Below are 26,790 nucleotides of genomic sequence, written 5' to 3'. Positions count from 1 at the left end.
GCGCCGGAAATTAGGCCATGTGGATAAACGGGGGCAGCCCGGCGACGGGCCAGACGGCTCCGAGCGCGCCCCGTACGCGCCCCGGCCGGCTCCGAGCGCGCTCCGTACGAGCTCCGGACACGGGCCGGACGCGGGCCGCGCGGCGGGGGCCGGGCGCCGACTGCAATGGAGCCTCGGGTAGGCTAGTGCAGCAGACAATGCGCAACATTGGGCTGCCCGCATTCGAATCAGGAGAGTTTGTGACCGCTGACCTCGTCATCGTAGGGTCGGGCTTCTTTGGCCTGACAATCGCAGAACAGGCCGCCACGGAGCTGGGCTTGAAGGTAGTCGTCATCGACCGCCGCCACCACATCGGCGGCAATGCCTACAGCGAAAAGGAAGAGCAGACCGGCATCGAGGTGCACCGCTACGGTGCGCACCTTTTCCACACTTCCAACGACCGTGTGTGGGAGTACGTGAACCGCTTCACCACGTTTACGAACTACGTCCACAAGGTGTACGGCGTGCACAAGGGCGAGGTCTACTCCCTGCCCATCAACCTGGCCACGATCAACCAGTTCTTCCGGGCCAACCTCACCCCCGGCCAGGCGCAGGAACTGATCAAGGAACAGTCCGGCGAACTGGCAGGCACCGATCCGCAGAACCTGAACGACAAGGGCATCCAGCTCATCGGACGGCCGCTCTACGAGGCGTTCATCAAGCACTACACCGGCAAGCAGTGGCAGACGGATCCCAAGGACCTGCCCGCGGGCATCATTTCGCGCCTTCCTGTCCGTTACAACTATGACAACCGGTACTTCAACGACAAGTACGAGGGCCTGCCGACCAACGGCTACACGGCCTGGATCGAGAAGATGGCCGAGCACCCGAACATCGAGGTCCGGCTGAACACGGACTTCTTCGACGAGTCGCATGAGTACAGCAAAAACAAGGTGGTCGGCAACATCCCGGTCATCTACACGGGGCCCGTTGACCGGTACTTCGACTACGCCGAAGGCGATCTCTCCTGGCGAACCATCGACTTCGAGGAAGAAGTCCTCGACGTCGGCGATTTCCAGGGCACCTCAGTGATCAACTACAACGACGACGACGTGCCGTTCACGCGCATCATCGAACCGCGCCACTTCCACCCGGAACGCGACTACCAGACGGAGAAGACCGTCATCATGCGCGAATTCTCCCGTGCGGCGGAGAAGGGCGACGAGCCCTATTACCCGATTAATACCGCCGCGGACCGGGATCGCCTGCTCAAGTACCGGGACCTCGCGGCAGCCGAGAAGGATGTCCTCTTCGGCGGACGACTCGGCACGTACAAATACCTGGACATGCACATGGCCATCGGCTCTGCCCTGACCATGTTCGAGAACAAGATCCGGCCGCATTTCGAGGCCGGCGCCACGATTGAAAGCGGAGGAGTGGACGCATGAGCGCCGCTGAAACGACACCCGGCTGGAACCCGATTCAGCGGGTCATCCTGCCATCGACCGACCAGACCGACACCGTACCCCTCTACGTTGACGCTGGCACAGCCAGCGGCATCCGGCTCCGGGAGAACGACGAATTCGCCCGCACCCCGAAACTGCTCGAGGACAAGCTGCAGATGTTCAGCTCCGAGAGCCGGGTAGCGCACTTCGAGGACCTCCTCGGAAGGCACTCCATGCGGGTGCGCTCCGGCGAACAGCTCTCGTTCGGCACCTACTTCAACGCCTTCCCGGCGAGTTACTGGCGCCGGTGGACCTCGGTTCGGGACGTCCGCCTGGTCGTGGAGACCAGCGGTCCGGGAACGGTCACGGTCTACAAGTCGAACGCCCGCGGATCGGTCCAGCGCGTCGACGGCAAGCACGTCGACGGCGACGCCACCTCCACGTTCGAACTCTCGCTCAAGCCCTTCGGCGACGGCGGCTGGTACTGGTTTGACCTGGCCGCCAGCACCGGGGACCTGGTCCTGAACAACGGTGCGTGGGAGGCCACGGGCGGTCCCGCGGCCAAGGGCCAGGTGACCCTCGAAATCACCACCATGAACAAGCCCGACTTCTGCCTGAACAACGCCCGGATCCTGGCCGATAACCCGGACGTCCTTGAAAACGTCAAGGAAATCCTGATCGTGGACCAGGGCACGCAGAAGGTCGAGGACCAGGAGGGCTTCGCCGCCGTCCGGGACGCCCTCGGCGGCAAGCTCCGGGTCATCAACCAGGCAAACCTGGGCGGCTCCGGAGGCTTCGCGCGCGGCATGTTCGAGGCTGTCGAAAACGGCAGCGACTACGCCCTGCTGCTCGACGACGACATCGTCGTCGAACCCGAAAGCATCGTGCGGCTCCTGACGTTCGCCGACCACTGCCGGAAGCCGACAATTGTCGGCGGCCACATGTTCGACCTCTACAACCGCAGCGTCCTGCACACCTTCGGCGAGGTCGTGGACCCGTACCGGATCGTCCCGGCCCTGCCCCACGCCGACATGGAAACGCGGCACGATTTCAGCGTCGCGAACCTGCGCCAGACGCCGTGGCTGCACCGCCGCGTGGACGTTGACTACAACGGCTGGTGGATGTGCCTGATCCCCACGAAGGTGATCCAGGAAATCGGGCTGTCCCTGCCGCTGTTCATCAAATGGGACGACGCCGAATACGGGCTGCGCGCCCGGGAAGCCGGCTTTGCCACGGTCTCAATGCCGGGTGCCGCCGTCTGGCACGTGTCCTGGATCGACAAGGACGACCTCGTCGGCTGGCAGGCCTACTTCCACGCACGCAACCGGCTGATCACGACGCTGATCCACAGCCCGTACCCCAAGGGCGGCCGCGTGCTGCGCGAATCTTTCCAGTCCGACGTCAAGCACCTCGTCTCGATGCAGTACTTCACCGAACACGGCCGGATCGACGCGCTGCGCGACCTCTTGAACGGACCAGACGACCTCCACAAGGTGCTCGGCACCAAGCTGCCGGAAATCAACGCGCTGAAGGCACAGTACCCGGACGCCCAGCTGAAGGAAGACGTCGATGACTTCCCGGCGCCAAAGATCGGCCGCGGTCCGATGGGCGGGACCGTTGTGGGGCTGCCCAGCAAGAAGCAGCTCATTCCGTGGGGCATCAAGACCGTTGCGCGCCAGCTCATCAAGGCGCCGGGACCGGAAAGCGCCGAACGGCCCCAAGGCTACCTGGCCCACCGGGACAACCGGTGGTACCGGGTGGCGCACTACGACAGCGTTGTGGTCTCCAACGCGGAGGGCACCGGTGCCTCGTGGTACCAGCGCGACCCGAAGAAGCTGAAGGCGATGCTGACCGAGGCGACCATGCTGCACGCGAAGCTGTTCCGGGAATGGGACAGCCTTGCTGAACAGTACCGCCGCGCGGTGGCCGAGATCAGCTCGATCGACGCGTGGAAGAAGACGTTCGAGGCGAATTCCGAGGACGGCAGGTAGATGGCTGGTCAAACCGACCAGCTGATCAAGCCCGGAACCGGGCACGGGCTGCTGGACGTCTACGGCGACCGCTTCCTGCTGAAGCTGCTGGTGCGCAAGGAAATCAAGGTGCGCTACCGCGGCTCGGTGCTGGGCCTGCTGTGGTCCTACGTGAAGCCGCTCGTGCAGTTCCTGATCTACTTCGTGGCGCTGGGCATCTTCCTGAACCTGCAGCGGGGAACGCCGAACTATGCGATCTACCTGTTCTCCGGCATTGTACTGGTCAACTTCTTCACGGAATCGCTGTCCAACGCCACCCGCTCGATCGTGGACAACCGTGACCTGATCCGGAAGATCTACCTGCCCCGGGAACTGTTCCCGGTGGCCACCGTGTGGGTGTCGGCAGCGCACTTCCTGCCCCAGCTGCTGGTGCTGGTCGGCGCGTGCCTGGTGGTGGGGTGGGCCCCGACGCTGCTGCAGCTCGCCGCGGTGGTCCTGATCTTCGTCATGGTGGCAGTGCTGGGCACGGGCCTTGGCCTGCTGTTCGGCGCCGTCAACGTCTATTTCCGGGACTCCGAAAATATCGTGGACATGATCGTCATGGTGGTCACGTGGGCTTCCCCGGTTCTCTACCTCTGGTCAATGGTCCAAAAGGTGATGGGCGATTGGTTCTGGATCTACCAGCTGAACCCGATGACGGTCGCCGTCGAGGTCTTCCACTGGGCCTTCTGGGAACCGACACTCAAGGCGGACCAGCTGGTCAACGACGCCTCGCCGCCGGGCATGCTGACATTCTGGCTGCCCGTCGCCCTGCTGATCACGCTGGCCGTGCTTTTCCTCGGGCAGTGGACGTTCCGCCGGCTTGCCGTTCACTTCGCACAGGAGCTCTGACATGACCGCGCACGGCCACGTCGCCATCATCTGCACCGATATCCGGAAGCAGTTCGTACTCCGCCACACCCGTTCCCTGAAGGAAGCCCTCGTCTGGCTCGTGAAGGGACGCAAGGGCGACCTCTCGAAGAAGTTCCTGGCCCTGAAGGATGTCTCGCTTGAGGTTAAACAGGGCGAAACGGTTGCACTCATGGGGCTCAACGGTTCCGGAAAATCGACGCTCCTGAAGCTCATTTCCGGGGTCCTGCAGCCCGACGGCGGCACGGTGCGCACGCGCGGCCGCGTCGCCGGGCTGATCGAAGTGGGCGCAGGCTTCCACCATGACCTCAGCGGCCGGGACAACGTCTACCTCAACGGCGCCATCCTCGGCATGACCGAAAAGCAGATCGACGAGAAGTTCGACTCGATCGTGGAATTCTCCGAAATCGGTGAGTTCATCGACACCGAGGTGAAGTTCTATTCCTCCGGCATGTACCTGCGCCTGGCGTTTTCCATCGCCGTGCATACGGACCCCGAGGTCTTCCTGATCGACGAGATCCTCGCGGTGGGCGACGAGCCCTTCCAGCGCAAGTGCATCGCGAAGATCAAGGAGCTCTCCGAGATGGGGAAGACCCTGTTTGTCGTGAGTCATGACCTGGACCTGGTGGCCACCGTGTGTGAGCGCGGCGTCCTGCTCGAACACGGCAAGATTGTTATGGACGGCGAAGTGCACGACGTCGTCAACGAGCTCCGGCGCAGGTCCCTCGCTCTGTAACGGCCCGCCCTGCAGCGGCCCGCCCTCTAGCGGCGTGCCCGGCCGGCTCCCGGCCCGGCCGTCCGTTAGGATGGGCCCGAAACGGGGGCTCAGCCCCGTACCGGGGGATGCGGGGAGCAAAAATGACAGCTGTGGGGTCCAGGGAGCGGCGAGACCGGCGGCGGAGGCCCTCGTGGCCCGGCCGGCTGCGGACAATGACAAGGGCCGTGGCGATCGCGGCCGCCACCGGAATCGTGGCGGCAAGCCTCGCCCAGGGAGCCGCCGCGGATAGCTCCCCGGCACCTCAACCGGCCCAGCAGTTGTCCCGGCCGGCAACGAGCCAACCGGGCCCGTCGAGCCCGTCGCCGGCCGCGGCCACGGCCGCGGCCGCGCCCGGCACCGCCGCTTCGGCGAAACCGACACCTTCGGCCACGGCTTCGGCGAAACCGACACCAGCGCCCACGCCCACGCCCACGCCGAAAACGACTGCGTCGCCGACGTCCGGAGCTGCTACGGCAGCCGGACCCACAGCAAAGGCAGCGACCGCGGCACCGACACCGGCCGCGGCGGAGGCGGCCATCCGCGTCCCCGGCGCCATCGGCGTCGAATACGAACGCCTCGGCGGCGCCACGGGCCCCGTGGGCCCGGCCACGGCAGGGCAGAAGTGCGGGCTTGCCGGCGGCGGCTGCCAGCAGAGCTTCGCACACGGAACGATTGTCTGGAGCGAAGCCACCGGCGCCCGCCTGCTGTCCGCGGGCATCGAAAATGCCTGGCTCAAGGCCGGCGGTGTCACGGGCCATCTCGCCTACCCGCTCGGGGCTGCCCGCTGTGGCGGGGCGCCTGTAGTCTGCCAGCAGGCGTTCCAACACGGCAGCCTGTACAGCGTGACCGGGAAGGGAACCTACCCTGTCTGGGGTGCCATCAACGCCACCTATGAATCCCTCGGCGGCCTCGAGGGGTACCTGGGCTACCCGATAGCGGTCGAGACGTGCGGGCTGACCGGCGGGGCTTGCACGCAGCGCTTCCAACGCGGCGCTGTGTACTTCGCTCCCGGCGCCGGTACCTTCCCGGTGTGGGGCGCCATCAATGCCCGCTACCTCGCCCTTGGCGGCAGCCGCGGCTACCTGGGCTACCCGACGGGCCAGGAAAAATGCGGACTCCGTGGCGGCGGCTGCTCCCAGGCCTTCCAGCGCGGACGGATCTACTACGCGGCCGGTGCCGGCACCCAGGCGGTGTGGGGAGGTCTCGGACAGTTCTATACGGCCCGCAAGGCCCAGGCCGGCGCCCTCGGATATCCCGTCACGGCCGAGGCCTGCAACCGGAGCGGTTACTGCAGCCAGTCTTTCCAATACGGCCGGCTCGAATGGATTCCCGGAACTGGGGTCCGCTACCGGCTGACCCCGGCCGCGTACTGCCCGGCCATCAGTTCCGGGGCCGTGAAGTACCGCACAGGCGGAGCCTCACGCGTGTCCTTCGCGATCGCTGACACCTACCGGTCCACCCGGATCACCTTCATCACGTGCGTCCGGCAGCCGGACGGAAGCTACGCGAAGGAGTGGGGCGCGCTGGGCCATGCCGGCGAGTCCGGCTTCGCCGCGCCTGGCGTCGCGACAGGACCCACCTGGCAGATGTTCTCCCCGACGGGATCGTTCACCGTCACCCAGGCCTTCGGCCTGGGCAACCCCGGAACGGCCCTTTCCTACCGGACCCTCAATCCCTATTCGCGCTGGGGCGGCCGGCTCAACGGGAACTACAATAAGTACTTCGAATCGAGCTCGGACGTCTTCCCGGACGAGAACATGTGGTACTTCGCGACCCGACCGTCGCATGACTACCGCCAGGGAGTCGTCATCAATTACAACCGGCCACCGGATGCGCCCATCACCATGAATGCGGGTTTCGCGATTTTCCTCCACGGCAACAACCTCCCCACCTGGGGCTGTATTTCGCTCAACGACGGCGACCTCCTGCAGTATCTGAGGACGGCGCATCCCGGCGACCGGTTTGTCATGGGGGTCGCGTATGACATCTTCAATTAGCTCCGCCGGCATTAGTTCAGCCAACCCAGTCCCTCTACATGAGGTCCCTGCCCGGCAGGGCGCTCCGGGCCGCCGGCGTCCGGTGCGCTACTGCGGCCTGCTCGCCCTCGCGGCGAGCCTGGCCCTGGGCGCCTGCACTGCAGCCCCGGCGCCCGGGCCGGGGCCTTCAGCCGCGGGTACGACGCCGGCCCCGTCGGCCCCGACGCCGACGGGGACGTCCGGCGTCGCCCCCGGAAACGAACCGCTGACCCACGACGGCCGTACGGTGGTGCCGGCCCCGGGGGCCGAGTGCGCGCAGCCGGCGCTGACGGACATCCGTCGGGTGCTGGGTGCCGTGGCCGGGAACGTTCAGCCGGCCGACGTTCAGGCGTCGTCGAAGGACGGCGTGGCCGAGCTCGCCTGCACGTTTGCCCTGGCCCCCGTCGCTGCCGGGCAGGCCGCGGACCTGGGGAATGCGCTGATCGTGTCGAAGACCACCGCGCCGGACCAGGCAGGCCTGGACGGGCTCGGGCTGCCCCGGCTGATGATGTCGCCCGAGCCCGTCCCGGACCTCGGCGCCAAGGCATGGTATTCCGCCAACCGCCTGACCGGGACCACGGAGTACGTCGTGGAGATGGTGGACGGTTTGACCGTGGTGAGGGTGACGCTTGCCCTCCCGGCGGACACGGCCGAGCCCGAAGCGGTGAAAGCCAAACTGGCCGAACTGGCCCGGCTCAGCTAGCCGGAACTGCGCTTGGGGCGCTCATTGCCCAGTCCTCATTTCCCAGTCCTCAAGTCTCCCGGCAGGCCGTCACTTCGTACAGCCGGGCGCCGCCCTCTGCCAGCACCAGCCGGACGGCCAGCGAGTTGTTCAGGTTCTCCAGTCCCGGGAAGGGATGTTCGCCGAAGTGGACTTCATTGGGGCCGAAGTCCAGGACATAGCGGACACCGGTGGCTTTCAGTGCGGCGCAGACCGCCGGATCGTTGTCCGCATTGCGGAGGTTCCGGTTGAGTGTTTCGACGGCGGCCGTGTTGGCCGTCAGGATGTGCTTGGCCGTGGTCTCCCGATGGGCGATCGCATAAGCCAGCGCCCCGCCCGTCCACGGGTTCACCGCGATGGCGGCGTCCGCGGGAACGATCTCGTCCAGCCGGTCGATGACCTTCTGTTCGTCCGTTGAGACGAGCAGCGAATGGTCCGTCTCGAGGTAGTTCTTCCGGGCCGAACCGATCGCGGTCCTCATTGAGGGGATCTGGGACGCGGCGACCGCCAGGGCGAGCACGCCGCAGATGACAAGGTAAGCGGCGTTGGTGCCGCGGCCGGCGCTCTGTGGCGACCCTGCCAGCCGGTCAAGCCAGCGGCGGAGCCAGACGGCGACGGCGTCGACGCCGACGGCGGCGAACGGCAAGGCCGTCAGCGGCAGGAGCGCCGCGATCCTGTTGCTGTCGTTGTACCAGATCCCGGTCAGCGCGGCGCGCACATCGCCCTTCAGGGTGCCGGAAACAATGACGTACAGCACGCCGGTGATGACAAAACCGGCGATCATCCACGTCCTGCCGCCGCGCCGCCAGCACAGGAAGAGGCCAATCAGCATCAGCACGCTGACGCCGATCGCAGCGGGGCGGTCAATGGCGCCGTTCGCCAGGACATCCCACGCAGCACCGCGGGGCGTCTGCACGGGTTCCCAGAACGCGGCATCTTCCGGCGGCCGGATGTTGGTCCACAGCACATACAGGGCCACGGCCCCGACGCCGAGCCCCAGGCTGGCGAGGATCCAGGCGGTGCGGTGCCGGGACCGGTGTTCGCGGTTGCCGGCAAGGCGTGCGTAGGCCTGCAGGATGATCGGCACCGAGAGCGCCACGAGCGACATGAATCCGTTCGGGTGGGCCAGGGCAAGTCCCGGAAGGATCAGCAGCGGCAGCGTGAACCGGGGCGCGGGCGGCCACTGAAGGTGGCGCGCCACCTGGCACAAGAGGGCAATGCTGGCCAGGGCGGCCGGCAGCATGCTGATCGCCAGGAAGTTCGGATACAGCACGCCGAAATCCAGCAGCAGGATCGGGAACGGCGCGAACATTGCGGCCAGGATCGCTGCGGCGCCGACGGCCACGGGCCGGTTGCCGGCCACCGTCCGGGTCAGCATCATGCAGCCCAACGGCCACACGACTGCCGCCACGGTCATGTTCAGGACGTTCACGGCCACCGTAATCGGCAGCCCGGTCAGCTGGACGAGGGCCGCGGCGAGGCCATGCCAGGCTGCCGGATAGAAGTAGGGCGCCGCGTCGCCGCTGGTCATCTTGGACATCCACAGCGAAGAGGCGTTGCCCGTATCCAGAACGTACCGCACACCGTTCAGATGGAACACGTTGTCGAAGGTCTGGGAAAAACTCTCCGGAGAACCGAAAGCCAAGGCGAGTTCAACGAGGATCAGCGCCGCGCCCGCGAAGAACGCCGCAGCGACCCGGGCCGCGCTCCTTGTTCGGCGCGCGGGGTGCTGGGATGCCTCGGCGTGGTGCCAGGGAATGAAGGCGTGGCGCAGGCTGCCGCCAGCGCGCCGGATCCCGGGGAGCCGGATTCCGATGATCACGGCAGAAAGCAGAACGCCGCCGGCCAGGACGGCAGCGGCTGTCCACGGGATAGACGCGAAGGGCAAGAGTACGGCCAGGACCGCCGCAATGGAGATCGTGACCGGCCCGGCCAGGGCAGCCGCCGACAGTCCCCTCAGGCCAAGGCTGACCGTTACCAGGCCGCCGGGCAACAGGAGGAAAAGCATCGCCTCCAGCACGTATGGCAGCGTCTGGAGCCAGTTCAACTTTTCAGCCCGGGGCTGATGCGGGCACCGACAAGTAGCGGCCCGCCACTGGCGGGCACATCAGGACAGCAGGGCACGTCAGATGGTCTGGTCCAGCAGTCCCAGCAGATAGGCACCGTAGCCGCTCTTGACCAAGGGTTCCGCACGCTGGCGAAGTTCGTCGTCGGTCAGGAAGCCCAGCCGCCAGGAAATTTCCTCCGGGGCGCCGACCTTAAGGCCCTGGCGGTGCTCGACAGTGCGGATGAAGTTTGAGGCGTCGCTGAGGTCGTCGAAGGTTCCGGTGTCCAGCCAGGCCGTGCCGCGCGGAAGTATCTCTACCTGCAGCTTGCCGCGCTCCAGGTAGGTCCGGTTGACATCGGTGATCTCCAGTTCACCGCGCGCAGAGGGCTTGAGGTTCTTGGCGATGTCGATGACGTCATTGTCATAGAAGTACAGGCCCGGCACGGCGTAGTGGCTGCGCGGCTTCGCGGGCTTCTCTTCGAGTGAGAGGGCCTTGCCGTCGTCGTCGAATTCCACGACGCCGTAGGCCTTGGGATCCCGGACCCAGTACCCGAACACGGCACCGCCGTCGATGTCGGCATGCTTGCGCAGCTGCGTGCCCATGCCCTGGCCGTAGAAGATGTTGTCACCGAGGACCAGCGCCACGGTCTCGTTCCCGATGTGCTCGGCACCGAGCACGAACGCCTGGGCCAGGCCGTCCGGCGAGGGCTGCTGGACGTAGGTGAGGTTGACGCCGAACTTGGACCCGTCGCCCAGGAGCCGCTGGAACTGCTCCGCGTCATGGGGTGTGGTGATGATGAGGATGTCCCGGATGCCCGCAAGGATCAGCGTGGACAAGGGGTAGTAGATCATCGGCTTGTCATACACGGGGACCAGCTGCTTGCTGATGCCGAGAGTGATCGGGTGAAGCCGGGAGCCGGTACCGCCGGCCAGAATTATTCCACGCATGGGCCCAATCCTCCCGTACCTTAGCCGGTCACAGCAAACTCGGAGCCGGATTGGGCGCACGCGACAGCTGGGCCGGGCACCCTGCGCCGGGGGTGCAGGGCCCGTGCAAGGTAGAATAACGGGTCTGGACTAAGTAACGGGTCTGGACTACGCAACGAAGGATACCGGGATTGAGCGCAGCTGTACTGACACCCAAAGCAAAGCCGGCTCCGGCAGTGGGGAGCCGGCTGGACCCGAGGAAGAACAGCCTGAACCTCATCCGGCTGATACTGGCGTTTTCGGTCCTGCTGGCGCATAGCTGGCACGTCGTCGGCGCCGGCAACGGCTGGGGGTTCCGCGGTGAAAACCTTGGCGGCTGGGCCGTGGCCGGATTCTTTGGCATCAGCGGTTACCTGATTACCGCCAGCCGCTTTGGCAGCGGGATCGGCCGGTACCTGGTTCATCGCGTCGCCCGCATCTTCCCGGCGTTTATCGTCTGCCTGATCGTCATGGCGTTCGTCTTCGCCCCGATTGCCTACGTGATCCAACACGGCTCGCTGCACGGTTTCCTGCAGACGGCCACCACACCCCTGAACTCCATCTTCGCGAACCTGTCCCTGCGGATTGTCAGCTATGACATTGCCGGCACCCCGGCAGGCGTGCCCTATCCGGGCGCCTGGAACGGCTCACTGTGGACGCTCTACTTTGAGTTCATGTGCTACCTGATGGTCGCCGTGATGGGGTTCATGCCCTTGGTCCGCAAGACCCCGTGGCCCGTGATTGCCGCGTTCATCGCCAGCGTGGTCCTCTGGGCCAATATCGGCGTCATCAAGCCCTACCTGCAGTCGAACCTGGATTTCGAGCTCGCCGCACGCCTGACCCCGTACTTCCTTGGCGGCGCCGTCGTGCAGGTTCTCAGCAGCAAGATCGGCATCCACAAGGTGGCCGGGCCGGTCTCGATCGTGCTGGCTGGCCTGTCGATCTTCTTCGTGGACGGCTTCGGCGGCCAGCTCGCCGCACCCTTTATTGCCTACGGGCTGCTCTGGATCTCCACCTGGCTTCCCCAGCCGGCCATTGTGGGCCGCCACGACATCTCCTACGGCGCCTACATCTATGCGTTTCCCGTCCAGCAGTTGCTGGCGGTCTTCGGGGCGTACCACTGGGGCGTGTGGTGGTTCACGGTGGCGGCCACGCTGTGCACAATCCCGCTGGCTGCGGCGAGTTGGTTCTTCGTGGAGCGCCCGATCATGCGGCGGGCCAAGAACGCGGGTTAGCGCCGCGGGCTACCGCCGGGGTCTCACGCCGGAGTCCCACTCTCCCGGCGCAGTACAGCTAGCGCCGCGCGCGCCGTCCCGAGACGCCACGGACGCCGTCGGCAACGCCGCGGAGGGCGTTCGCCAGCCGAATGCCGCGGCCGGGGGCCAGCAGCGTGACAATCGCCAGGTGGCGGTAGTCGGCCAGCAGTCCCTTGAGCGTCCACAGCGGGAAGCGCCGGCCATACTGGCGGGCGAGCAGGATCCGGTTCCTGAAGAGATAGTAGTAGCGCCAGTCGGCGGCCGTCCTGACCTTCAGCGGCCGGCCTCCGACGGACACGTCCCGGCCAAAGACGTTGGCTGCGGCCGGGCTGCCGAGGGCGTGATTGAGCGCGGCGTTCGGGGCCAGCACGGTGCGCAGTCCCTGGGTCTCGCACCGGAGGAAGAACTCGCTGTCCACGCCGTCGATGAACAGCGTGCCCTGGAAGAGGCCGAGCCGTTCAAGCACCGGCACGGGCACCAGGAGTCCTGACTGGATGGGCTCCCCTCCGAGCTGGATGCCGTTGAGGACCGGGCCGCGGCGCACGGGCAGGCCCCGGACCGAGGCCGGGGCGACCATGCCGACGGGGACGCCGGCTTCCGCGGCGGCCGCCGCGGCGTCCAGGAGCGCGTCGACGTAGCCGGCGTCCAGCAGCGAATCCTGGTCCATGGTCAGGACATAGTCGGGTTTCGTCTCCGCAGCCAGGGCCGCGGTGATTCCGGCGTTGAGCGCGGCCGCGATTCCGGAGTTCTCCGTGAGCCGCACTGCTTTGCAGCCCATGGACTCCAGTTCGGCCAGGATCCGTGCGGTGTCCTCGGGGCTGCCGTCGTCGACCACCACCACGGAGTCAACCTGGGCGAGCAGGGCAGCGGCGTTCGCCAGCACGCCGTCGTCGGGGTTAAACAGCGAAACGACGGCGGCAGTCTGAGGCACTGGGGGTCCGTCCGGGTCAGGCAGGCTGGACGTCGGGCTGGGCGTCGATCCAGTTGGCGAGGCGGTCGATGCCCTGGGCGAGGTTGTACTGCGGGGTCCACCCGAGCACGTCCTTCGCGGCCGAGATGTCCGCCCACGCGTGCCGGACGTCGCCCTGCCGGTACTGTCCGGTGACGTGCGGTTCGGGGGCGTTGTAGTGAGCCGCGATGAGTTTCGCCGCAGTGCCGATGGTCTGGAATTCACCGGATCCGATGTCCATGGGCTCGCCCTGGACCGTGGGGGAGACGGCGCCGGCGACTATCGCGGAGGCGACGTCGTCGATCAGGATGAAGTCGCGGCGCACTTCGCCGTCCTCGTACAGCGGAATCGACTTTCCGCCCATCGCCATGCGGCAGAACAGGCTCATGATGCCGGTGTAGGGGTTGATCAGCGACTGGCCGGGACCGTACACGTTCTGCAGCCGCAGGATGACGGTCTCGACGCCGTAGGACTTGGCCCAGGCCTGCAGGACGTGTTCCTGGGCCAGCTTGGTGGCGCCGTAGACGCTCACGGGGGCGGGGAACGTTGCGGAGGCCTTCATCGGCAGCGGGGTGGCGGCGGGGAAGTCCCACTGGGCCTGGTCCAGGGTGGCGCTGGTGCGCTGGCCCGGGTAGAAAGGCTTGCCGTCGCTGTCGCTCCAGGCGCCCTCACCGTACACGGCGCGGCTGGAGGACAGGACGATCCTGCGCGGGAGCTTGCCGTGGCGGTTGAGCCCGTCCAGGAGCTGGGACGTGCCCACCACGTTGACGTGCGTGTGCCGGGTGGACTCTTCAAGCGACTGGCCCGTTCCGGTCTCCGCGGCCAGGTGGATGACGACGTCGGGGGAGTGCTGCGCCAGGACCGTGTCCCAGGTCTGGGCCTCGGCGACGTCGGCGACGATCAGTTCCGCCCGCCCGTCCAGCTCCGCCGGACGCTCGCCCGTGGCATGGATCTGCGGGTGGAGGCTGTCCACCACGACGACCCGGTCGAACGCGTCAGCGAGGGACGCGGAAATGGCGCAGCCGATGAAACCGGCGCCGCCGGTGACAAGGACAGTTCCGCCGGGGCGTGCGGAGGTTTCAGAAGAAGTCACAGCGGACCTTTCGTTGCGGGGCGTTTACTTGCCGAAGGAATGGCGCACGAGTGCGCTGACGGCTGTGGAGTTGCGGTCCAGGACGGCCTGCGGAAGCAGGGAGAGCGCGTGCGCCCGGGACGTAAGCCTCAGATTTGCGGCGCGCTTTGCCCGGCGCCAGCCGAGCGCGTCGGCCTGCGCCGCGGACAGGGCGAAGTATTCGCGTTCACCGGCGAACCGTGAACCGTCAACGAGCTTGGTTGAGGAGGCGCTGTTGGAGTGCCGGCGGTACTGGAAGCACACCGTGGGCTCGATCAGCAGCTGGTCGCCCTTGTAGATCATGTCCATGATGAGGGCGAGGTCCTGGATGATCGGGAACCCGTCCCGGAAATCCACTTCGCGGATCTTGTCGGTCCGGAAGGCCAGGGAGGGCCAGTACAGCCAGTCCCCGTGCATCAGATTGCTGGCGATGGCCTCGCCGGCGATGAGCTGCTTGCCGCGGCCGCGCGGCCGGACGATCTTCTGCTTGACGGAGTCCGCGAGCGTGGCCACCACCTGGCTTCGTTCGTCGATGACCTGCACCCCCGGCTGGATGATCGCTGCGTCGGGGAAGCGCCGGTGAGCGGCAAGAATCACGTCAACGTAGTTCGGCAGCAGGACGTCGTCGCAGCCCAGTATGACCATGACTTCCTGGCTGGCCATCCCCACACACGTGCGGTAGTTCTCCGTGATGCCCGCGTTGACGTCCTTGCGGATGTAGCGGACACGGGCGTCCTGGATCCCGGCCATGTACTCGGAAATTTCCGTTCCGGGGTAGGCGTCGTCAACCACAGTCAGGAGCCAATCGCCGTTTTCCTGGGCCAGGACACTGCGGACCGTTTCCTTCATATAGCCGGGGTCGCCCCAGTAAGGAATGAAAATATCGAGGGGCATCTTAGGAATCCGAGCTGTCAGCGGGGCGGTCGGTGGTGTGCATGCCGGCGGGTGCGGCCGCCCCTGGAAGGGGATTCAGGTGGGAATCAGGGAGGGGATTCGGGCGGGAATCAGGGAGGTGACTCGGGTGGGGGGCCGGAAGGGGAGTCGCGACCGGATCGGGGCGGGCCGTGTCCAGCGCAGACAGGTGGCGGTGCTGCTCCAGGGACTCGAGCTGGGTGCGCAGGATGGCCACCTCCTCTGCCAGGGTCCTGGTTTCGTCCTCCACGACGGAGATTTCCCACGACAGGTGCAGGCAGACGCCCAGCAGCATGAGGATGCTCATGGCAAACAGCAGGTTGGACGGGATCTGGACACCGACATATTCGGCGACGATGTTCAGCAGCCGGGGGAAGGCCGCGAGTACCAGGGTGGCGACGCCGACGATCAGCCAGAGGACGGCGTACTTCTCCCGGAGCTTTTTGCGCCGGAGCATTTCGATGACCAGGGCAACGATGGCGAGCGCCAGCAGGAAGGCGGCGATATTTCCCATCCCTAGGCTCCTGCCGGTTCAGCGGCCACGGTGGCCAGTCGTGTGGGTTTCCGGGTGAGGGCGAAGAGCAGGGCGAACACGGACCTTCCGAGGTAGATGGCGGCCTTGACGGGGTTGTGGCTGGGCTTCCCGCCCTGGCGTGCCCGCATCTCCACGGGTACCTGGGTGACCGTGCAGCCTGAGCGGATGGCCACGACGAGGGAGTCGATCGTGTCGCCCAGGTATTCGGCGGGGTAGTGGTCGAGGTACTGGGCGACGGCGCGCTCGTTGGCGGCCCGGAAGCCGCTGGTGACGTCCGTCAGGCGTGTCTTGGCCAGGCCCGAAATGACTTTGGCCAACAGTTGCATGGCCCACTTGCGGGGGCCGGTGACCCTGTATTCGCCGCGGTCGGCGAAGCGGGCGCCGATCGAGATATCCGCGTGCTGAAGGCCCGCGAGGACTTCGTCGATGTTCCGGGGATCGTGCTGGCCGTCGGAGTCCACCTGGATTACCTGGACGTAGCCGAGACGTTGGGCGTACTTGAAGCCGGCCCGCATGGCGCCGCCGACGCCGAGGTTGAAGGGCAGGTTCAGGACGGTCGCGCCGGCCGCTGCTGCCTCGTCCGCCGTCGAGTCCGTGGAGCCGTCGTTGACGACCAGCACGTCGTAGCGGGCATTGGTGCGGAGGACTTCACGCACGGTGCTGCCAACTACGGCGCCTTCGTTCCAGGCAGGCATGATCACCAGGACGCGCGGGGAGGGTTGGGCTTTCATATCGTCCAAACTATATCAATTCAGTGCAGGGTCCTCGCTGGCGCGGGCCGCCCGGGCGGCGTCGGGCGCCCCCGGCGTCAGCGCAGGCGCCGCTCGAGCTCCGCCGGAATGCGCCCCGTGGAGCCCCGGAAAGCGTCCGCGAACCCCGCGGCGGCGGCGCGCAGGAGCTTGCCGCGGCCGGGACTGAAGGTAAAGCGAAGGACGTGGGCCTTCGTCTCTTCAACGAGGCGGCGCAGCACCCAGCCCGGATATTTACGCAGGTAGCGAAGGGTCAGCAGCGTCCCGTTCCGGCAGATGTAGTAGACCCGGCTCGGGGAATGGTAATTGTAGGAAATTTCCCGGCCCAGCACCTTCAACGGCCGGCCGAAGAGCCGGCCGGGTTCGCGCTGCCCCAGGTCGTGGGCGATGTCACAGCCTTCGCCCACCAGTACGGCGAGCCCGGCCGCACGCGTGCGCATGGTGAATTCGGAGTCGACGCCGTCGATGAACAGGGCCTCCTCGAAGGGGCCCATCCTGGCGACCGTGGAGCGCGGGATGAGGAAACCGGACTGCATCGGATCGAAGGCGTGAACGAATGGGCCGTCGGCGTGCAGCACGGGGATCGGGTGTCCGCTGTATGAGGCGGCCGTCACGAATCCGACGCCGACACCGGCGGCACTGGCTTGCGCGTAGGTGGCCAGGCCCCGCCGGACGTACTCGCCGGTGGGACGGGAGTCCTGGTCCAGTGTCAGGAAGAAGTCCGGGTTCCAGTGTGCCCGCGCCGCCGCCACGCCGGCATTCAGCGCGGCCGCGATCCCGGAATTCTGCTGCTGACGGACCACCAGGGCGCCGGCCTCGGCGAGGGCCGCCAGTACGGCTTCGGACCCGGCGGGCGATCCGTCGTCCACGACGACGACGTGGCCCACCTGCTGCTGGAGGGCCCGCACCGTGTCGGTCAGGGATGGGTCCGGGCGGTAGGCGGCGACGACGGCGGCGACGGTCGGGGATGGATCATTCGGCGTCAACGGTTTCCTTGCTTTCTGTGGCGAGCAGTTTCGACCCCGGGATCAGCAAGGTCACGAACAGGATGGCTTCGCTGAGGGCCATGCCCAGGGCGATGCCCGGGGCATTCCCCATGGACCCGGCATAGATCATGGCCGCGACCCCGAACACGGCCGAAATCAGCGTCCAGCGAAGCACAAGGCCCTGTTGGCCGGCCGGGATGAGCAGATTGCGGATGAACGGGGTGCTGGCGCTCAGGAAGAGGAAGGCGAGCCCGTAGTAAAGGCACAACTGGGTGGTGGCCTGGGCCTGCCCGGCAAAAAGGAGGCTGCTGACAAACGGTCCGGCGACCGTCAGGACGGCCGCGCCTATCACGCCGAGCCCGATATGGGACCAAATGGCCGCCAGGTGGCGCTTCTTGCGGCCGGACGCTCCGTGTTCCAGGGTCCAGCCCTGGAAGGCGTTGCCGAGGGCCACCACGGTGAACAGGCCGAAGCGGTACAGCGTGTCCGCCGTCGCCAGGCTGCCCGATGCCGCCGGCGCGGTGGTGGCGGTCGCAATCGGGGCGGGCGTGGAGGCATAGGCATTGCCGGCAAGGCTGATGCCCGCCGTCCGGCCCTGGGCCCCCAGTTCGCGGACGGCGCCGCGGAGATCGCGGGGCCACCAGTTTCCTCCGGGGGAGTAGGTCCGGTGAAACACGATGAGGGAGGCCAGGGTCGTTGCTGCCAGCAGGCCCGTGTAGTACCACATTTGGTGGCTGATCAGCAGTACGGGGACCGCCAGCGCGGTGGCGACAAAGCGGGGGACGGTGTCGTAGACGGCCAGCAGCCGGGGCTGGCCCAGGCCGATGCAGAACCACGACGGCGACATCCCGGCGATGGCGACCGCGCAGGTCATGGCCACGGCTTCCCACCGGAACGCGGGAACGGCCACGATCGCGGCGACAGCTGCGGCGGCGGGCAGGGTCAGGACCAGCAGGATGAGCCTGGTCCGGATGCTGCGCAGGTAGACGCCGGCCCGGTCCGAACTGCTGGCTGCCCGGGCGACGGCGACCGGCCCGTCCACGTTCCAGCCCCACATCAGCACGGTGGCGGCAAAGGTGCCGATCGCCTGCCCGGAGATGACGCTGGAGATTCCTTCGCCGCCGACGAAGCCCGAGATGACGGGGATGAGGAGGAGCGGAGTGATCAAGGACAGCAGGGGCAAAATGGTGAACCCTGAAAGGCGCAGCAGTACGGTTCTCATTCGAGCCGGAATCCTTGTTTCTTAGACATCGTCCCTCGATCCTACGGGATGCCAAGGCGCTGCCCGCGGTCCCCTAGGATGGTGCAGATGAACGATCAGAACCTGTTGCCCGACGTTCCGCTCCGGGCCAGCATCTGCATGGCAACGTACAACGGCGCGGAGTTCGTGGCGGAGCAGCTCGCCTCGATCCTGGCCCAGCTGGGCCCGGACGACGAGATCGTGATCGTGGACGATGCTTCAAAAGATGACACGGTGGCGCGGATCAGGGAGCACGGCGACCCCCGGATCCGCCTGATCGAGGCCGCCGCCAACCAGGGGTACGTCCGCTCCTTTGAGCAGGCCGTGCGGGCCAGCCGCGGCGCCGCGATCTTCCTGGCGGACCAGGATGATGTCTGGATCGAGGGACGGCTGGACGCCATGCTGGACGCACTGGCGACGCACGCCGTCGTGGCCAGCAACTTCGATGTGCTCGGCGGCGGTGACCGTCCCCGGATTCCCCGGCTCCGCGCGGCCGACAGCGGCCGCCACCGGGCCAATCTCTGGGGCATCCTGGTGGGCTACCGCGCGTACTACGGCTGCGGGATGGCCTTCCGCCGTGAAGTCCTCGGCAGCTTCGTCCCGGTGCCCGCGTACCTGCGCGAGTCCCACGACCTCTGGCTGGCGATCCTGGGCAACACGGCCGGCTCGATCGGCCACCTGGACGCCTCGACCCTGCGGCGAAGGCTGCACGAGAGCAATGCCACCCCGCGCGGCTGGCGTTCGCTCCGCGTGATCCTGGCCGCCCGGGTGGTCCTCCTGCGCCTCATGATCGAGGCCCGCCGGAGGCTCCGCGCGGCGTCCTGAGCGGGAAACCCCCATCCGCTGTTCCTAGAAGTAGGAGATGTCCACTGTCCGTTTGGCGAGGCTGTTGGTCAGCTGCCAGTTGTTGCCGCGCACAATGCCGACGGTGGTCAGCCGGTCCCCGTTCCAGTCGCCGGTGATGGGTCGGTCGGTGCCGATCCCGAAGGCGATGAAGTTGGACACAACGGGGGACTTGATGCGGTTGCTGAGCCACCACTCGCCCTTGCGCCACACGCCGATGCTGGTCCTTCCGTCGCCGTCCCAGTCGCCGACGATCGGCGTATCGGAGGGAATCCCGAAGCCGCTGTACTCATTGACCACCGGATTGCTGATGTTGTAGCTGACCTGGAAGCTGGAGTTGCGCCAGATGCCGATCCCGTCGCGGCCGGAGCCGTTCCAGTCGCCAACGATTGGGGTGTCGGATCCGACGCCGAAGCCGACGACCTTCGTGATGGCCCTGGTGTTGATGTCGTCCACGAGCCACCACATGCCGTTCCGGAAGATGCCGATCCCGGCCCGGCCGTTACCGTTCCAGTCTCCGACGACGGGTTTGTCGCCCGGGCTGCCGTAACCGAAGCAGCGCCGCGGGGCCGAGGGCATCTGCAGGCACCAGTATCCGTCCTTGAACCAGCCGGTGTAGGACTTGCCGTCGCCTGCCCATTTGCCGCTGAGCAGGGTGGCGCCGGGAATGAGGCCGATTGGGTAGGTGTCAGGCGTGGAAGCGAGTTTCCGCAGCTGGTCCATCGAGCCGTTGAAGACGTTCTGGTCGCCGGGGAACGTGGCCCTGACGGTCTGGGACGCGTCCGCAAAGGCGTTGGCGTACTGCCAGACCGTGTAGGTAGGCCAACCGCCGGGCACGGACGGTCCGTTGGTGTAGTAGGAGGCCAGCCACAGCGGGTTGACCTTGCTGAATTCGCTGGTGTTGCCCAGGCAGTCGCGCCAGAAGTAGTAGCTGGTGTAGATCATGGCCTGTTTGTTGGTCATCCGGTACACGGTCCGGGTGAAGTCCCTGACCCAGGTGGCCAGCTGCCCGGGCGTGGCGCCGTAGCAGCGGTTGAGGCCGGCGTAGGGATTGTCCTCGATGTCGAGGACCGGGGGCATCGTGACGCCGTCCGGGGACCAGCCGCCGCCGTTGTTGACGAAGAACCGGGCCTGGGCGGCGCCGTCGGAGACATCGGGGCGGCCAAAGTGGTAGGCGCCGCGGAGCAGGCCGACGGAACGCGCACCGGTGTACTGCGCCCCGAATTCGCTGTTCCGGAAGGTGGTGCCCTCCGTGGCCTTGACGTACGCGAAGCGGGCGCCGTTGGCGCGCACGGAAGACCAGTTGACGGTGCCTTGCCAGCCGCTGACGTCCAGGCCCAGAGGCTGCCCGCGCGTGGCGAAGGGCTGCTCTGCCACCCAGGGCTCGGTGGCCTGGGCCACCGGGACCTGCTGCGTCGTGGCCATGGCGGCGGAGGTCGAGGCCGGATTGAGGCCGGCCCGGCCCATTCTCGCCTGGCCCTGTTCCGGCGCGGACTCCGGCGCGATGGCGGCCTGCACACGGGCTGACGGGGTCGCCGTTGCCGGCGCCGCCGTGGTCGCCGGGGTGCTGGCCGGCGCGGTTGCCTTTATCGGGGCGGCGCTGGTAGCCGCCGTCGCCGTCGGTTTGGGTGTCGCCGCAGCCGCCGATGCGGTGGGCGCAGGGGCCTTGGTGGTGACAGCGGGAGAGGGGCTGGGCGCCGGTGCCGCAGCGGCAGGACTGGCCCAGGTCAGCGCCAGCGCGAGAGGAAGGCAGAGTGCAGCGGCGGTCCGTAGTTTGTGGATTTTGATAGTCTTCACCATTACTCCGGAGGATCTGGACAGAGGCCAGGATCACCCCCGTATGTGCGTAAAGAGTACCCAATTGCCATCACTGTTACTACTGTGGCCAGTGTTGCGGCTGGTGTGCCGCCCCCGGCGAGGGAGAAATTAGGCAGCCGGTAAGCTGGCCTAATGCAGAAACTCCTCGTCACCGGCGGTGCCGGATTCATCGGTTCCAATTTTGTCCACTACGTACTGGAGAACACAGACCACCACGTCACTGTCCTCGACAAGCTCACCTACGCGGGCAATATAGAGTCGCTGGCGGACCTGCCTGCAGACCGCTTTACGCTGGTGCAGGGCGACATCTGCGACGCCGCTGTGGTTGAGAGCCTGGTTGCCGCAACGGATGTGGTGGTCCACTACGCGGCGGAATCCCACAACGACAACTCGCTGCACGATCCGCGACCGTTCCTGGACACGAACATCATCGGGACGTACACCCTGATCGAGGCCGCGCGGAAGCACAACAAGCGGTTCCACCACATCTCCACCGACGAGGTTTACGGCGACCTCGAGCTCGATGACCCGGAACGGTTCACCGAGAGCACACCGTACAACCCCTCCAGCCCGTATTCCTCCACCAAGGCGGGCTCGGACCTCCTGGTCCGCGCCTGGGTGCGGTCCTTTGGCCTGCAGGCGACCATCAGCAACTGCTCGAACAACTACGGCCCGTACCAGCACGTGGAGAAGTTCATCCCGCGCCAGATCACCAACGTGATCGACGGCATCCGCCCCAAGCTGTATGGCAAGGGCGAGAACGTCCGGGACTGGATCCACGCCAATGACCACTCGTCCGCCGTCCTGGCGATCATCGCCAAGGGCCGGATCGGGGAGACCTACCTGATCGGCGCCGACGGCGAGAAGAACAACAAGGACGTCGTCGAACTGATCCTCAAGCACATGGGCCAGGCGCCGGACGCCTACGACCACGTGGTGGACCGGCCCGGGCACGACATGCGGTACGCGATCGACTCCGCCAAGCTTCGCGACGAACTCGGCTGGGAGCCGCAGTTCTCCAACTTCGAGGCCGGCATTGAAGACACCATCGCCTGGTACCGGAACAACGAGGACTGGTGGCGTCCGCAGAAGGCCGCGACGGAAGCCAAGTACAAGGAACAGGGCCAGTAGATAATGACGATCGAGTTCTCGAAGAAGCTCACAGCGCACGAAACCCCGATTCCCGGCGTCGTCCTCTACGACCTTCCGGTCCACGGCGACAACCGGGGCTGGTTCAAGGAGAACTGGCAGCGGGAAAAGATGGTGGCGCTCGGCCTGCCCGACTTCCATCCGGTGCAGAACAACATCTCGTTCAACGAATCGGCCGGCACCACGCGCGGCATCCATGCCGAGCCGTGGGACAAGTTCATCTCCGTGGCCACCGGCAGGATTTTCGGCGCCTGGGTGGACCTGCGCGAAGGCCCGACGTTCGGCGCCGTGTTCACCGCCGAGATGGATCCCAGCCAGGCCATCTTCATTCCCCGCGGGGTGGGGAACGCCTTCCAGACGCTGGAGGACAACACCGCCTACACCTACCTCGTCAACGACCACTGGTCCGCCGACGCGCAGGGCCAGTACACGTTCCTGAACCTCGCCGACGAGACGGCGGCCATCAGCTGGCCGGTGCCGCTGGGCCAGGCGGAGCTCTCGGACAAGGACAAGGCGCACCCGCGCCTGGCTGACGTCACCCCGATGCCGCCGAAAAAGGTCCTCGTGGTGGGCGCCAACGGCCAGCTCGGCAAGGCCCTGCGCAAACAGTACGACGGCGACACGTCCGTTGAGTTTGCCGGCCGGGACGAGTTGGACCTCGGCAGCGAGGATGCCTTCGCCGGACGCAACTGGAAGAACTACTCGGCCATCATCAACGCCGCGGCCTACACTGCGGTGGATGCCGCCGAGTCGGCCGAGGGCCGTGCCGCCGCCTGGGCGGTCAACGTCACCGCCGTGGCCCGGCTGGCCCGCACCGCCGTCGAGCACGACCTCACACTGGTGCACGTGTCCTCGGACTATGTGTTCGACGGCGCCCGCGCCACGCACGATGAATCGGAGCCGGTGGCGCCCCTGGGCGTCTACGGCCAGACCAAAGCCGCGGGCGACGCCGTCGTCAGCGTGGTGCCCCGGCACTACATCGTGCGCACCAGCTGGGTGATCGGCGAGGGCAACAACTTCGTCCGGACCATGGCCTCGCTCGCGGAGCGCGGCATTGAACCGTCGGTTGTCGACGACCAGATCGGGCGGTTGAGCTTCACGGAAGACATTGCCGCCGGCATCCGGCACCTGCTGGAATCGGGCGCCGCCTACGGTGTCTACAACCTCAGCAGCGACGGCGAGCCGCAGTCCTGGGCGGACATCGCCGGGGACGTCTACGAGCTCGCCGGCAAGCCGCGGGAGGCCGTGACCGGCGTGAGCACGGAGGAGTACTTCAAGGGCAAGGCCGTCTCGCCGCGCCCGTTGAACAGCGCCCTCGAGCTGGCGAAGATCAAGGCCACCGGGTTTGTCCCGCCGCTGTCGTCCGAACGGCTCAAGGAGTACATGGGGGCATCGGTTTCCCAGCACTGAGGATTGGCAAAAAAGACCCGTTCACGCGCTTCGCGTGGACGGGTCTTTTTTGGTGCTGGCCTGGTGTTGTTTTGTGCAGGCCGGGGGAGTGCGGCTCAGTTGGCCGCCGTGGCGGCAGCGGGACGCTTGCTGGAGCGCTTCCTCCTGAGCCATGGCCCCTTCGGGAGCAGGGCATGGCCCGGGAAAAGGTAGCCGAAGAGTTTGGACGCACACAGCAGCACCGCGGCAGCGAAGGCCAGGGTAAGGACCTCCCAGGTCAGCGGCGGCTGCCAGCCAGGCACGGTGAACATCGTCTGCCAGTTGGCCGTTTCCTGGAGTCCTACGACGTAGCGCCGGAGCACATTCACGAACGCGTAGGTCTGCGCGATGCAGCCGGCCAGCAGCAGGATCCGGGCGATCGTCCGGCTCTGCGGGCTCCGTCCGAACGGCCGGAACCGCATGGCAAGCCCCGCCGAGATGATCGCGATGGTGAACAGCGGCAGGCTGTACCGGCCCTGCCAGATGAAGCCGGCGGTGTTGATGAGGGCGGCCTGCACCACGGCAGGGACCACCGCCAGCAACGCGACCGCGACCCAGAACGCGGCCTGCAGCCGGTAGGGCCGGACCAGCAACACCGTGAGGATGAGGCCGAACAGCAACATGTTCCAGAACATGTGGACGGCCTGCGGAACGGGGGCATCCAGCCAACCCGCGACGCCGATGTACTGGCCGGCAAAGTCAAAGGACTTGTCCATCATGGTCAGGAACGCGTTGTAGGGGCGCACCTCGCCTTGGACGTTCGAAATCCCGGCCGGGGCTTCACCGGCGGAGGCCGGCGCCCTGAACATGAGGAAGTTCCACGCCACGCCCAGGACGATTCCCACGGTGGTCAGCGCGGTCACCGCCAGCACCACCCGGTTCCTGAAGATGGCGGCGATGTCCGCGCGCCGGAAGAAGAGGCAGGCAACGATTGCGCCGCAGAGCAGCCACAGGAGGGACACGTTCCGGGTGTTGGCGAGTGCCGCGGCCGCGATGCCGACGGTCAGGATGGCCGGGCGTGCCCGGTCAAGGTGCCGCGAATTCTCCAGCACGGACACCAGCCCGCAGAAGGCGGCCATGGACGCAGCGATTTCCAGCGAGTTGGGGTTGATGCCGCTGGCTAGGAACAGGACCATCGGCGTCGTCCCAATCGTCGCCGCGACGAGCGGCCACTTGGGGTGCCGCAGGCGGGATAAGGCGGTAAAGCCGGCGGCGTAGAAGGCGGCGGACAACAGGCCGCTGACGATCCGCATGGCGAAGATCGCCGGCGCACCGGACATGAAGAGGCTGGGCAGCCCGACGAGCCAGTAGTAGAAGGGGTTGTAGAGCCCGGCCGATGTCACACCGATGGTGAGGTCGTTGTCATCGAGGGGGATCGCCGGGGCGCAGCCTGCCGGTTTCGTCACCTGGAAGGGGAAGCACATCTGTGACTGCACGTTGGCGATGTAGGACGGAACCTGCACGTGGACTCCGTGGCCGTAGGATTCGCCGGGGCTCGGGAAGAACTGCCCCCGGGCGACAGCGGCCGCCTTGATGGTGTGCGAGGGTTCGTCCGGATAGGCCATGAGCGGTGTGGCCAGGATCCACAGGGTGATGAGGATCGAGAGGAGGCCGAAGACGGGAAGGAAGATGCCCATGCCGCTGCGGGTGGCCGGTGACAACGCGAACCGCCGCGCCTTTCCGGTGCCCGGCGCGGAGCCTGCAGGGGAGGGCTGTTCCGCCTCGGTTGCGTGGATCACTGTGCGTCCCCGATCGTGTCAATCAGTTTCTTGGACTCCCGCATGGCAGCTTCGCTGGGTGAGGCGACATTGGCGAAGTACGCTGACGTGACCTGGCCGTCGGGACTGAGGACGAATTCCCCCCAGGACTTCACGAGGGTGCTGAGTTGGTGGTTCGAATACTCGCTGCAGAACGCCTGGTAGCCGACGACGCCGAGGGCGTAGCCTTGCTCGCTTGTCTCGGGCAGCGCGAATTCCACCCCGGTGGGCAGGGTCCGGGTGCTGCCCTCTTGGGCGGCTGTAGCGGCCGAGTCCTTGGACATGCGCACGTAACCGCCGCCGAAGGAGAGCAGCGCGGTTTCAAAGCGGCTGCCGATCGAGCCGAGGTCCATGAAGGCGATGCCGCCCGGGGTCTTGTCGACCTTGTCGGCAAGGTCGGAGTGTTTCTTGACCGTGACGGCGTTATCGTTCTCGGTCTTCGGCCACGTGGCGGACACTCCCGAGGTCCACGCGGCGTCGGCGCTGAGGTACTTTGTGGCCGCCTCGGTTTCCACGCTGGGCTCCGTGGCCATGATGGGGGCGATGTCGTCGGAGGGCAGGGCGGTCCCGGGGTTGATGTCCGCGATTTCAGGCGCGTCCCAGCGCGTGATGGAGCCGGAGAAGATGCCGGCGAGGACTTCGCGGCTGAGCTTTACGTTGCGAAGGCTCGGGTTGTTGAGGGCCACTCCGATGGAGGTCACGGAAACGGGAACGGAAAAAGCCCCGGCCGGTCCGCACACGTCCTTGGTCTGGTTCTGCTGTTCCGGGCTGAGGGGGCCGTCGAGGGCTGCGAAGTAGGCCTGGCGCGTGGCCAGGGCCGTCAGTCCAACGTTGGATCCGTCCGGGGAGTAGTTCAGCGACGTGGCGGTGAGATCTTTGCTCCAGGCGTTGCTCCAGGCACCGATCGGGTCCTTCTGCACGGGTGTGCCGATCGCCGTGAGTGATCCCCGGACCTCGCTGACGGGCGCGCCGCTGGAGCAACCGGTCACTCCGATTCCTAACAGCAGAATGCAGGCGAGAGCTCCGCCCGTGGACCGATTGCGCAAAAGAAAATCCCTTCCCGTTCCGGAATGCCTCCGAAAACCGTTCCCTATTACCCTAACCGGTCCCGCCGTGTCGAGGGGTTTTCAGATCAGGCCGCCGGGCAGTCCACAGGGCCGGGCAGTCCACAGGGTGGGCGGTGCTGGTCTAGACTTGCCGGATGTCCTTGCTAAACACGATGCCCGGACATGTCAACGATTACAGGCG

General features: G+C 66.6%; 22 protein-coding genes. 10 read left to right on the top strand and 12 right to left on the bottom strand.

Annotation, left to right across the window (positions count from 1 at the left end; all coding sequences use genetic code 11):
• The first annotated feature begins 239 nt into the window (after positions 1-239).
• From glf to AC1DR1_RS04435, 6 genes are all read left to right on the top strand, one after another.
• Positions 240-1,427, top strand: a complete 1,188-nt coding sequence (glf, locus tag AC1DR1_RS04460) for a UDP-galactopyranose mutase (protein WP_229993155.1) — start codon at positions 240-242, stop codon at positions 1,425-1,427.
• Entirely contained in the window at positions 1,424-3,415 is a 1,992-nt protein-coding gene (locus tag AC1DR1_RS04455; RefSeq protein WP_229993154.1) for a glycosyltransferase, read from the top strand. The genes glf and AC1DR1_RS04455 overlap by 4 nt, the downstream gene beginning before the upstream one ends.
• Positions 3,416-4,285 (top strand): ABC transporter permease, encoded by an 870-nt coding sequence (locus AC1DR1_RS04450; protein ID WP_229993153.1) that lies wholly within the window; start codon positions 3,416-3,418, stop codon positions 4,283-4,285.
• A 1-nt stretch (position 4,286) separates the two neighbouring features.
• On the top strand, positions 4,287-5,039 hold the full coding sequence (locus tag AC1DR1_RS04445) for an ABC transporter ATP-binding protein (protein WP_229993152.1): 753 nt from the start codon (positions 4,287-4,289) through the stop codon (positions 5,037-5,039).
• Positions 5,040-5,245: 206 nt separating this feature from the next.
• On the top strand, positions 5,246-7,057 hold the full coding sequence (locus tag AC1DR1_RS04440) for a L,D-transpeptidase family protein (RefSeq protein ID WP_229993151.1): 1,812 nt from the start codon (positions 5,246-5,248) through the stop codon (positions 7,055-7,057).
• Complete coding sequence (locus AC1DR1_RS04435) at positions 7,041-7,778, top strand: hypothetical protein (protein WP_229993150.1); 738 nt, start codon at positions 7,041-7,043, stop codon at positions 7,776-7,778. The genes AC1DR1_RS04440 and AC1DR1_RS04435 overlap by 17 nt, the downstream gene beginning before the upstream one ends.
• Before the next feature lie 49 nt (positions 7,779-7,827).
• On the opposite strand, the gene AC1DR1_RS04430 is transcribed toward AC1DR1_RS04435, so the two are convergent.
• Together AC1DR1_RS04430 and rfbA are read right to left on the bottom strand one after the other, a co-directional pair.
• Entirely contained in the window at positions 7,828-9,843 is a 2,016-nt protein-coding gene (locus tag AC1DR1_RS04430) for a DUF6541 family protein (RefSeq protein WP_229993149.1), read from the bottom strand.
• A gap of 78 nt (positions 9,844-9,921) precedes the next feature.
• Positions 9,922-10,791 (bottom strand): glucose-1-phosphate thymidylyltransferase RfbA, encoded by an 870-nt coding sequence (rfbA, locus tag AC1DR1_RS04425; RefSeq protein ID WP_229993148.1) that lies wholly within the window; start codon positions 10,789-10,791, stop codon positions 9,922-9,924.
• Positions 10,792-10,961: 170 nt separating this feature from the next.
• Between rfbA and AC1DR1_RS04420 the strand changes: the two genes are divergently transcribed.
• A complete protein-coding gene (locus AC1DR1_RS04420) occupies positions 10,962-12,044 on the top strand; it encodes an acyltransferase family protein (protein ID WP_229993147.1) in 1,083 nt (360 codons plus the stop codon).
• 58 nt (positions 12,045-12,102) lie between these two features.
• Here the strand turns inward: AC1DR1_RS04420 and AC1DR1_RS04415 are convergent, their stop codons facing one another.
• The 7 genes from AC1DR1_RS04415 to AC1DR1_RS04385 all read right to left on the bottom strand — a co-directional run bounded on the left by AC1DR1_RS04415 (position 12,103) and on the right by AC1DR1_RS04385 (position 18,529).
• Positions 12,103-12,996: a glycosyltransferase gene (locus tag AC1DR1_RS04415; RefSeq protein WP_229993146.1), complete on the bottom strand. Its 894-nt coding sequence runs from the start codon at positions 12,994-12,996 to the stop codon at positions 12,103-12,105.
• A 16-nt stretch (positions 12,997-13,012) separates the two neighbouring features.
• Positions 13,013-14,107, bottom strand: coding sequence for an NAD-dependent epimerase/dehydratase family protein (locus AC1DR1_RS04410; RefSeq protein ID WP_229993145.1), 1,095 nt, complete (start codon positions 14,105-14,107; stop codon positions 13,013-13,015).
• Positions 14,108-14,131: 24 nt separating this feature from the next.
• The gene (locus AC1DR1_RS04405) at positions 14,132-15,019 is read right to left on the bottom strand and encodes a glycosyltransferase family 2 protein (RefSeq protein ID WP_229993144.1); all 888 of its coding nucleotides are present in this window, start codon (positions 15,017-15,019) and stop codon (positions 14,132-14,134) included.
• 1 nt (position 15,020) lies between these two features.
• The gene (locus AC1DR1_RS04400; protein ID WP_364745878.1) at positions 15,021-15,551 is read right to left on the bottom strand and encodes a DUF2304 domain-containing protein; all 531 of its coding nucleotides are present in this window, start codon (positions 15,549-15,551) and stop codon (positions 15,021-15,023) included.
• 2 nt (positions 15,552-15,553) lie between these two features.
• The gene (locus tag AC1DR1_RS04395) at positions 15,554-16,303 is read right to left on the bottom strand and encodes a glycosyltransferase family 2 protein (protein ID WP_229994911.1); all 750 of its coding nucleotides are present in this window, start codon (positions 16,301-16,303) and stop codon (positions 15,554-15,556) included.
• Positions 16,304-16,380: 77 nt separating this feature from the next.
• A complete protein-coding gene (locus AC1DR1_RS04390; RefSeq protein WP_229994912.1) occupies positions 16,381-17,307 on the bottom strand; it encodes a glycosyltransferase in 927 nt (308 codons plus the stop codon).
• Positions 17,294-18,529 (bottom strand): polysaccharide biosynthesis protein, encoded by a 1,236-nt coding sequence (locus tag AC1DR1_RS04385; RefSeq protein ID WP_229994913.1) that lies wholly within the window; start codon positions 18,527-18,529, stop codon positions 17,294-17,296. The genes AC1DR1_RS04390 and AC1DR1_RS04385 overlap by 14 nt, the downstream gene beginning before the upstream one ends.
• 87 nt (positions 18,530-18,616) lie before the next feature.
• Here AC1DR1_RS04385 and AC1DR1_RS04380 point away from each other — a divergent pair, with 87 nt between their 5' ends.
• Positions 18,617-19,372: a glycosyltransferase gene (locus AC1DR1_RS04380; protein WP_229994914.1), complete on the top strand. Its 756-nt coding sequence runs from the start codon at positions 18,617-18,619 to the stop codon at positions 19,370-19,372.
• Between the two features lie 24 nt (positions 19,373-19,396).
• On the opposite strand, the gene AC1DR1_RS04375 is transcribed toward AC1DR1_RS04380, so the two are convergent.
• Complete coding sequence (locus AC1DR1_RS04375; RefSeq protein ID WP_476992228.1) at positions 19,397-21,187, bottom strand: GH25 family lysozyme; 1,791 nt, start codon at positions 21,185-21,187, stop codon at positions 19,397-19,399.
• A 153-nt stretch (positions 21,188-21,340) separates the two neighbouring features.
• On the opposite strand from AC1DR1_RS04375, the gene rfbB reads away from it, so the two are divergent.
• On the top strand, positions 21,341-22,339 hold the full coding sequence (rfbB, locus tag AC1DR1_RS04370; protein ID WP_229994916.1) for a dTDP-glucose 4,6-dehydratase: 999 nt from the start codon (positions 21,341-21,343) through the stop codon (positions 22,337-22,339).
• A gap of 3 nt (positions 22,340-22,342) precedes the next feature.
• Complete coding sequence (locus AC1DR1_RS04365) at positions 22,343-23,767, top strand: sugar nucleotide-binding protein (protein WP_229994917.1); 1,425 nt, start codon at positions 22,343-22,345, stop codon at positions 23,765-23,767.
• A gap of 95 nt (positions 23,768-23,862) precedes the next feature.
• Here the strand turns inward: AC1DR1_RS04365 and AC1DR1_RS04360 are convergent, their stop codons facing one another.
• Both AC1DR1_RS04360 and AC1DR1_RS04355 read right to left on the bottom strand, forming a co-directional pair.
• Entirely contained in the window at positions 23,863-25,524 is a 1,662-nt protein-coding gene (locus tag AC1DR1_RS04360; RefSeq protein ID WP_476992227.1) for a DUF2142 domain-containing protein, read from the bottom strand.
• The gene (locus tag AC1DR1_RS04355) at positions 25,521-26,531 is read right to left on the bottom strand and encodes a substrate-binding domain-containing protein (protein ID WP_229994919.1); all 1,011 of its coding nucleotides are present in this window, start codon (positions 26,529-26,531) and stop codon (positions 25,521-25,523) included. The genes AC1DR1_RS04360 and AC1DR1_RS04355 overlap by 4 nt, the downstream gene beginning before the upstream one ends.
• Positions 26,532-26,790: the final 259 nt, after the last annotated feature.

The sequence above is a fragment of the Arthrobacter sp. P4_F10 genome, from assembly GCF_056401435.1.
The sequence above is the reverse complement of the archived record's forward strand: the minus strand, read 5'-3'. Positions and strand labels throughout refer to the sequence as shown.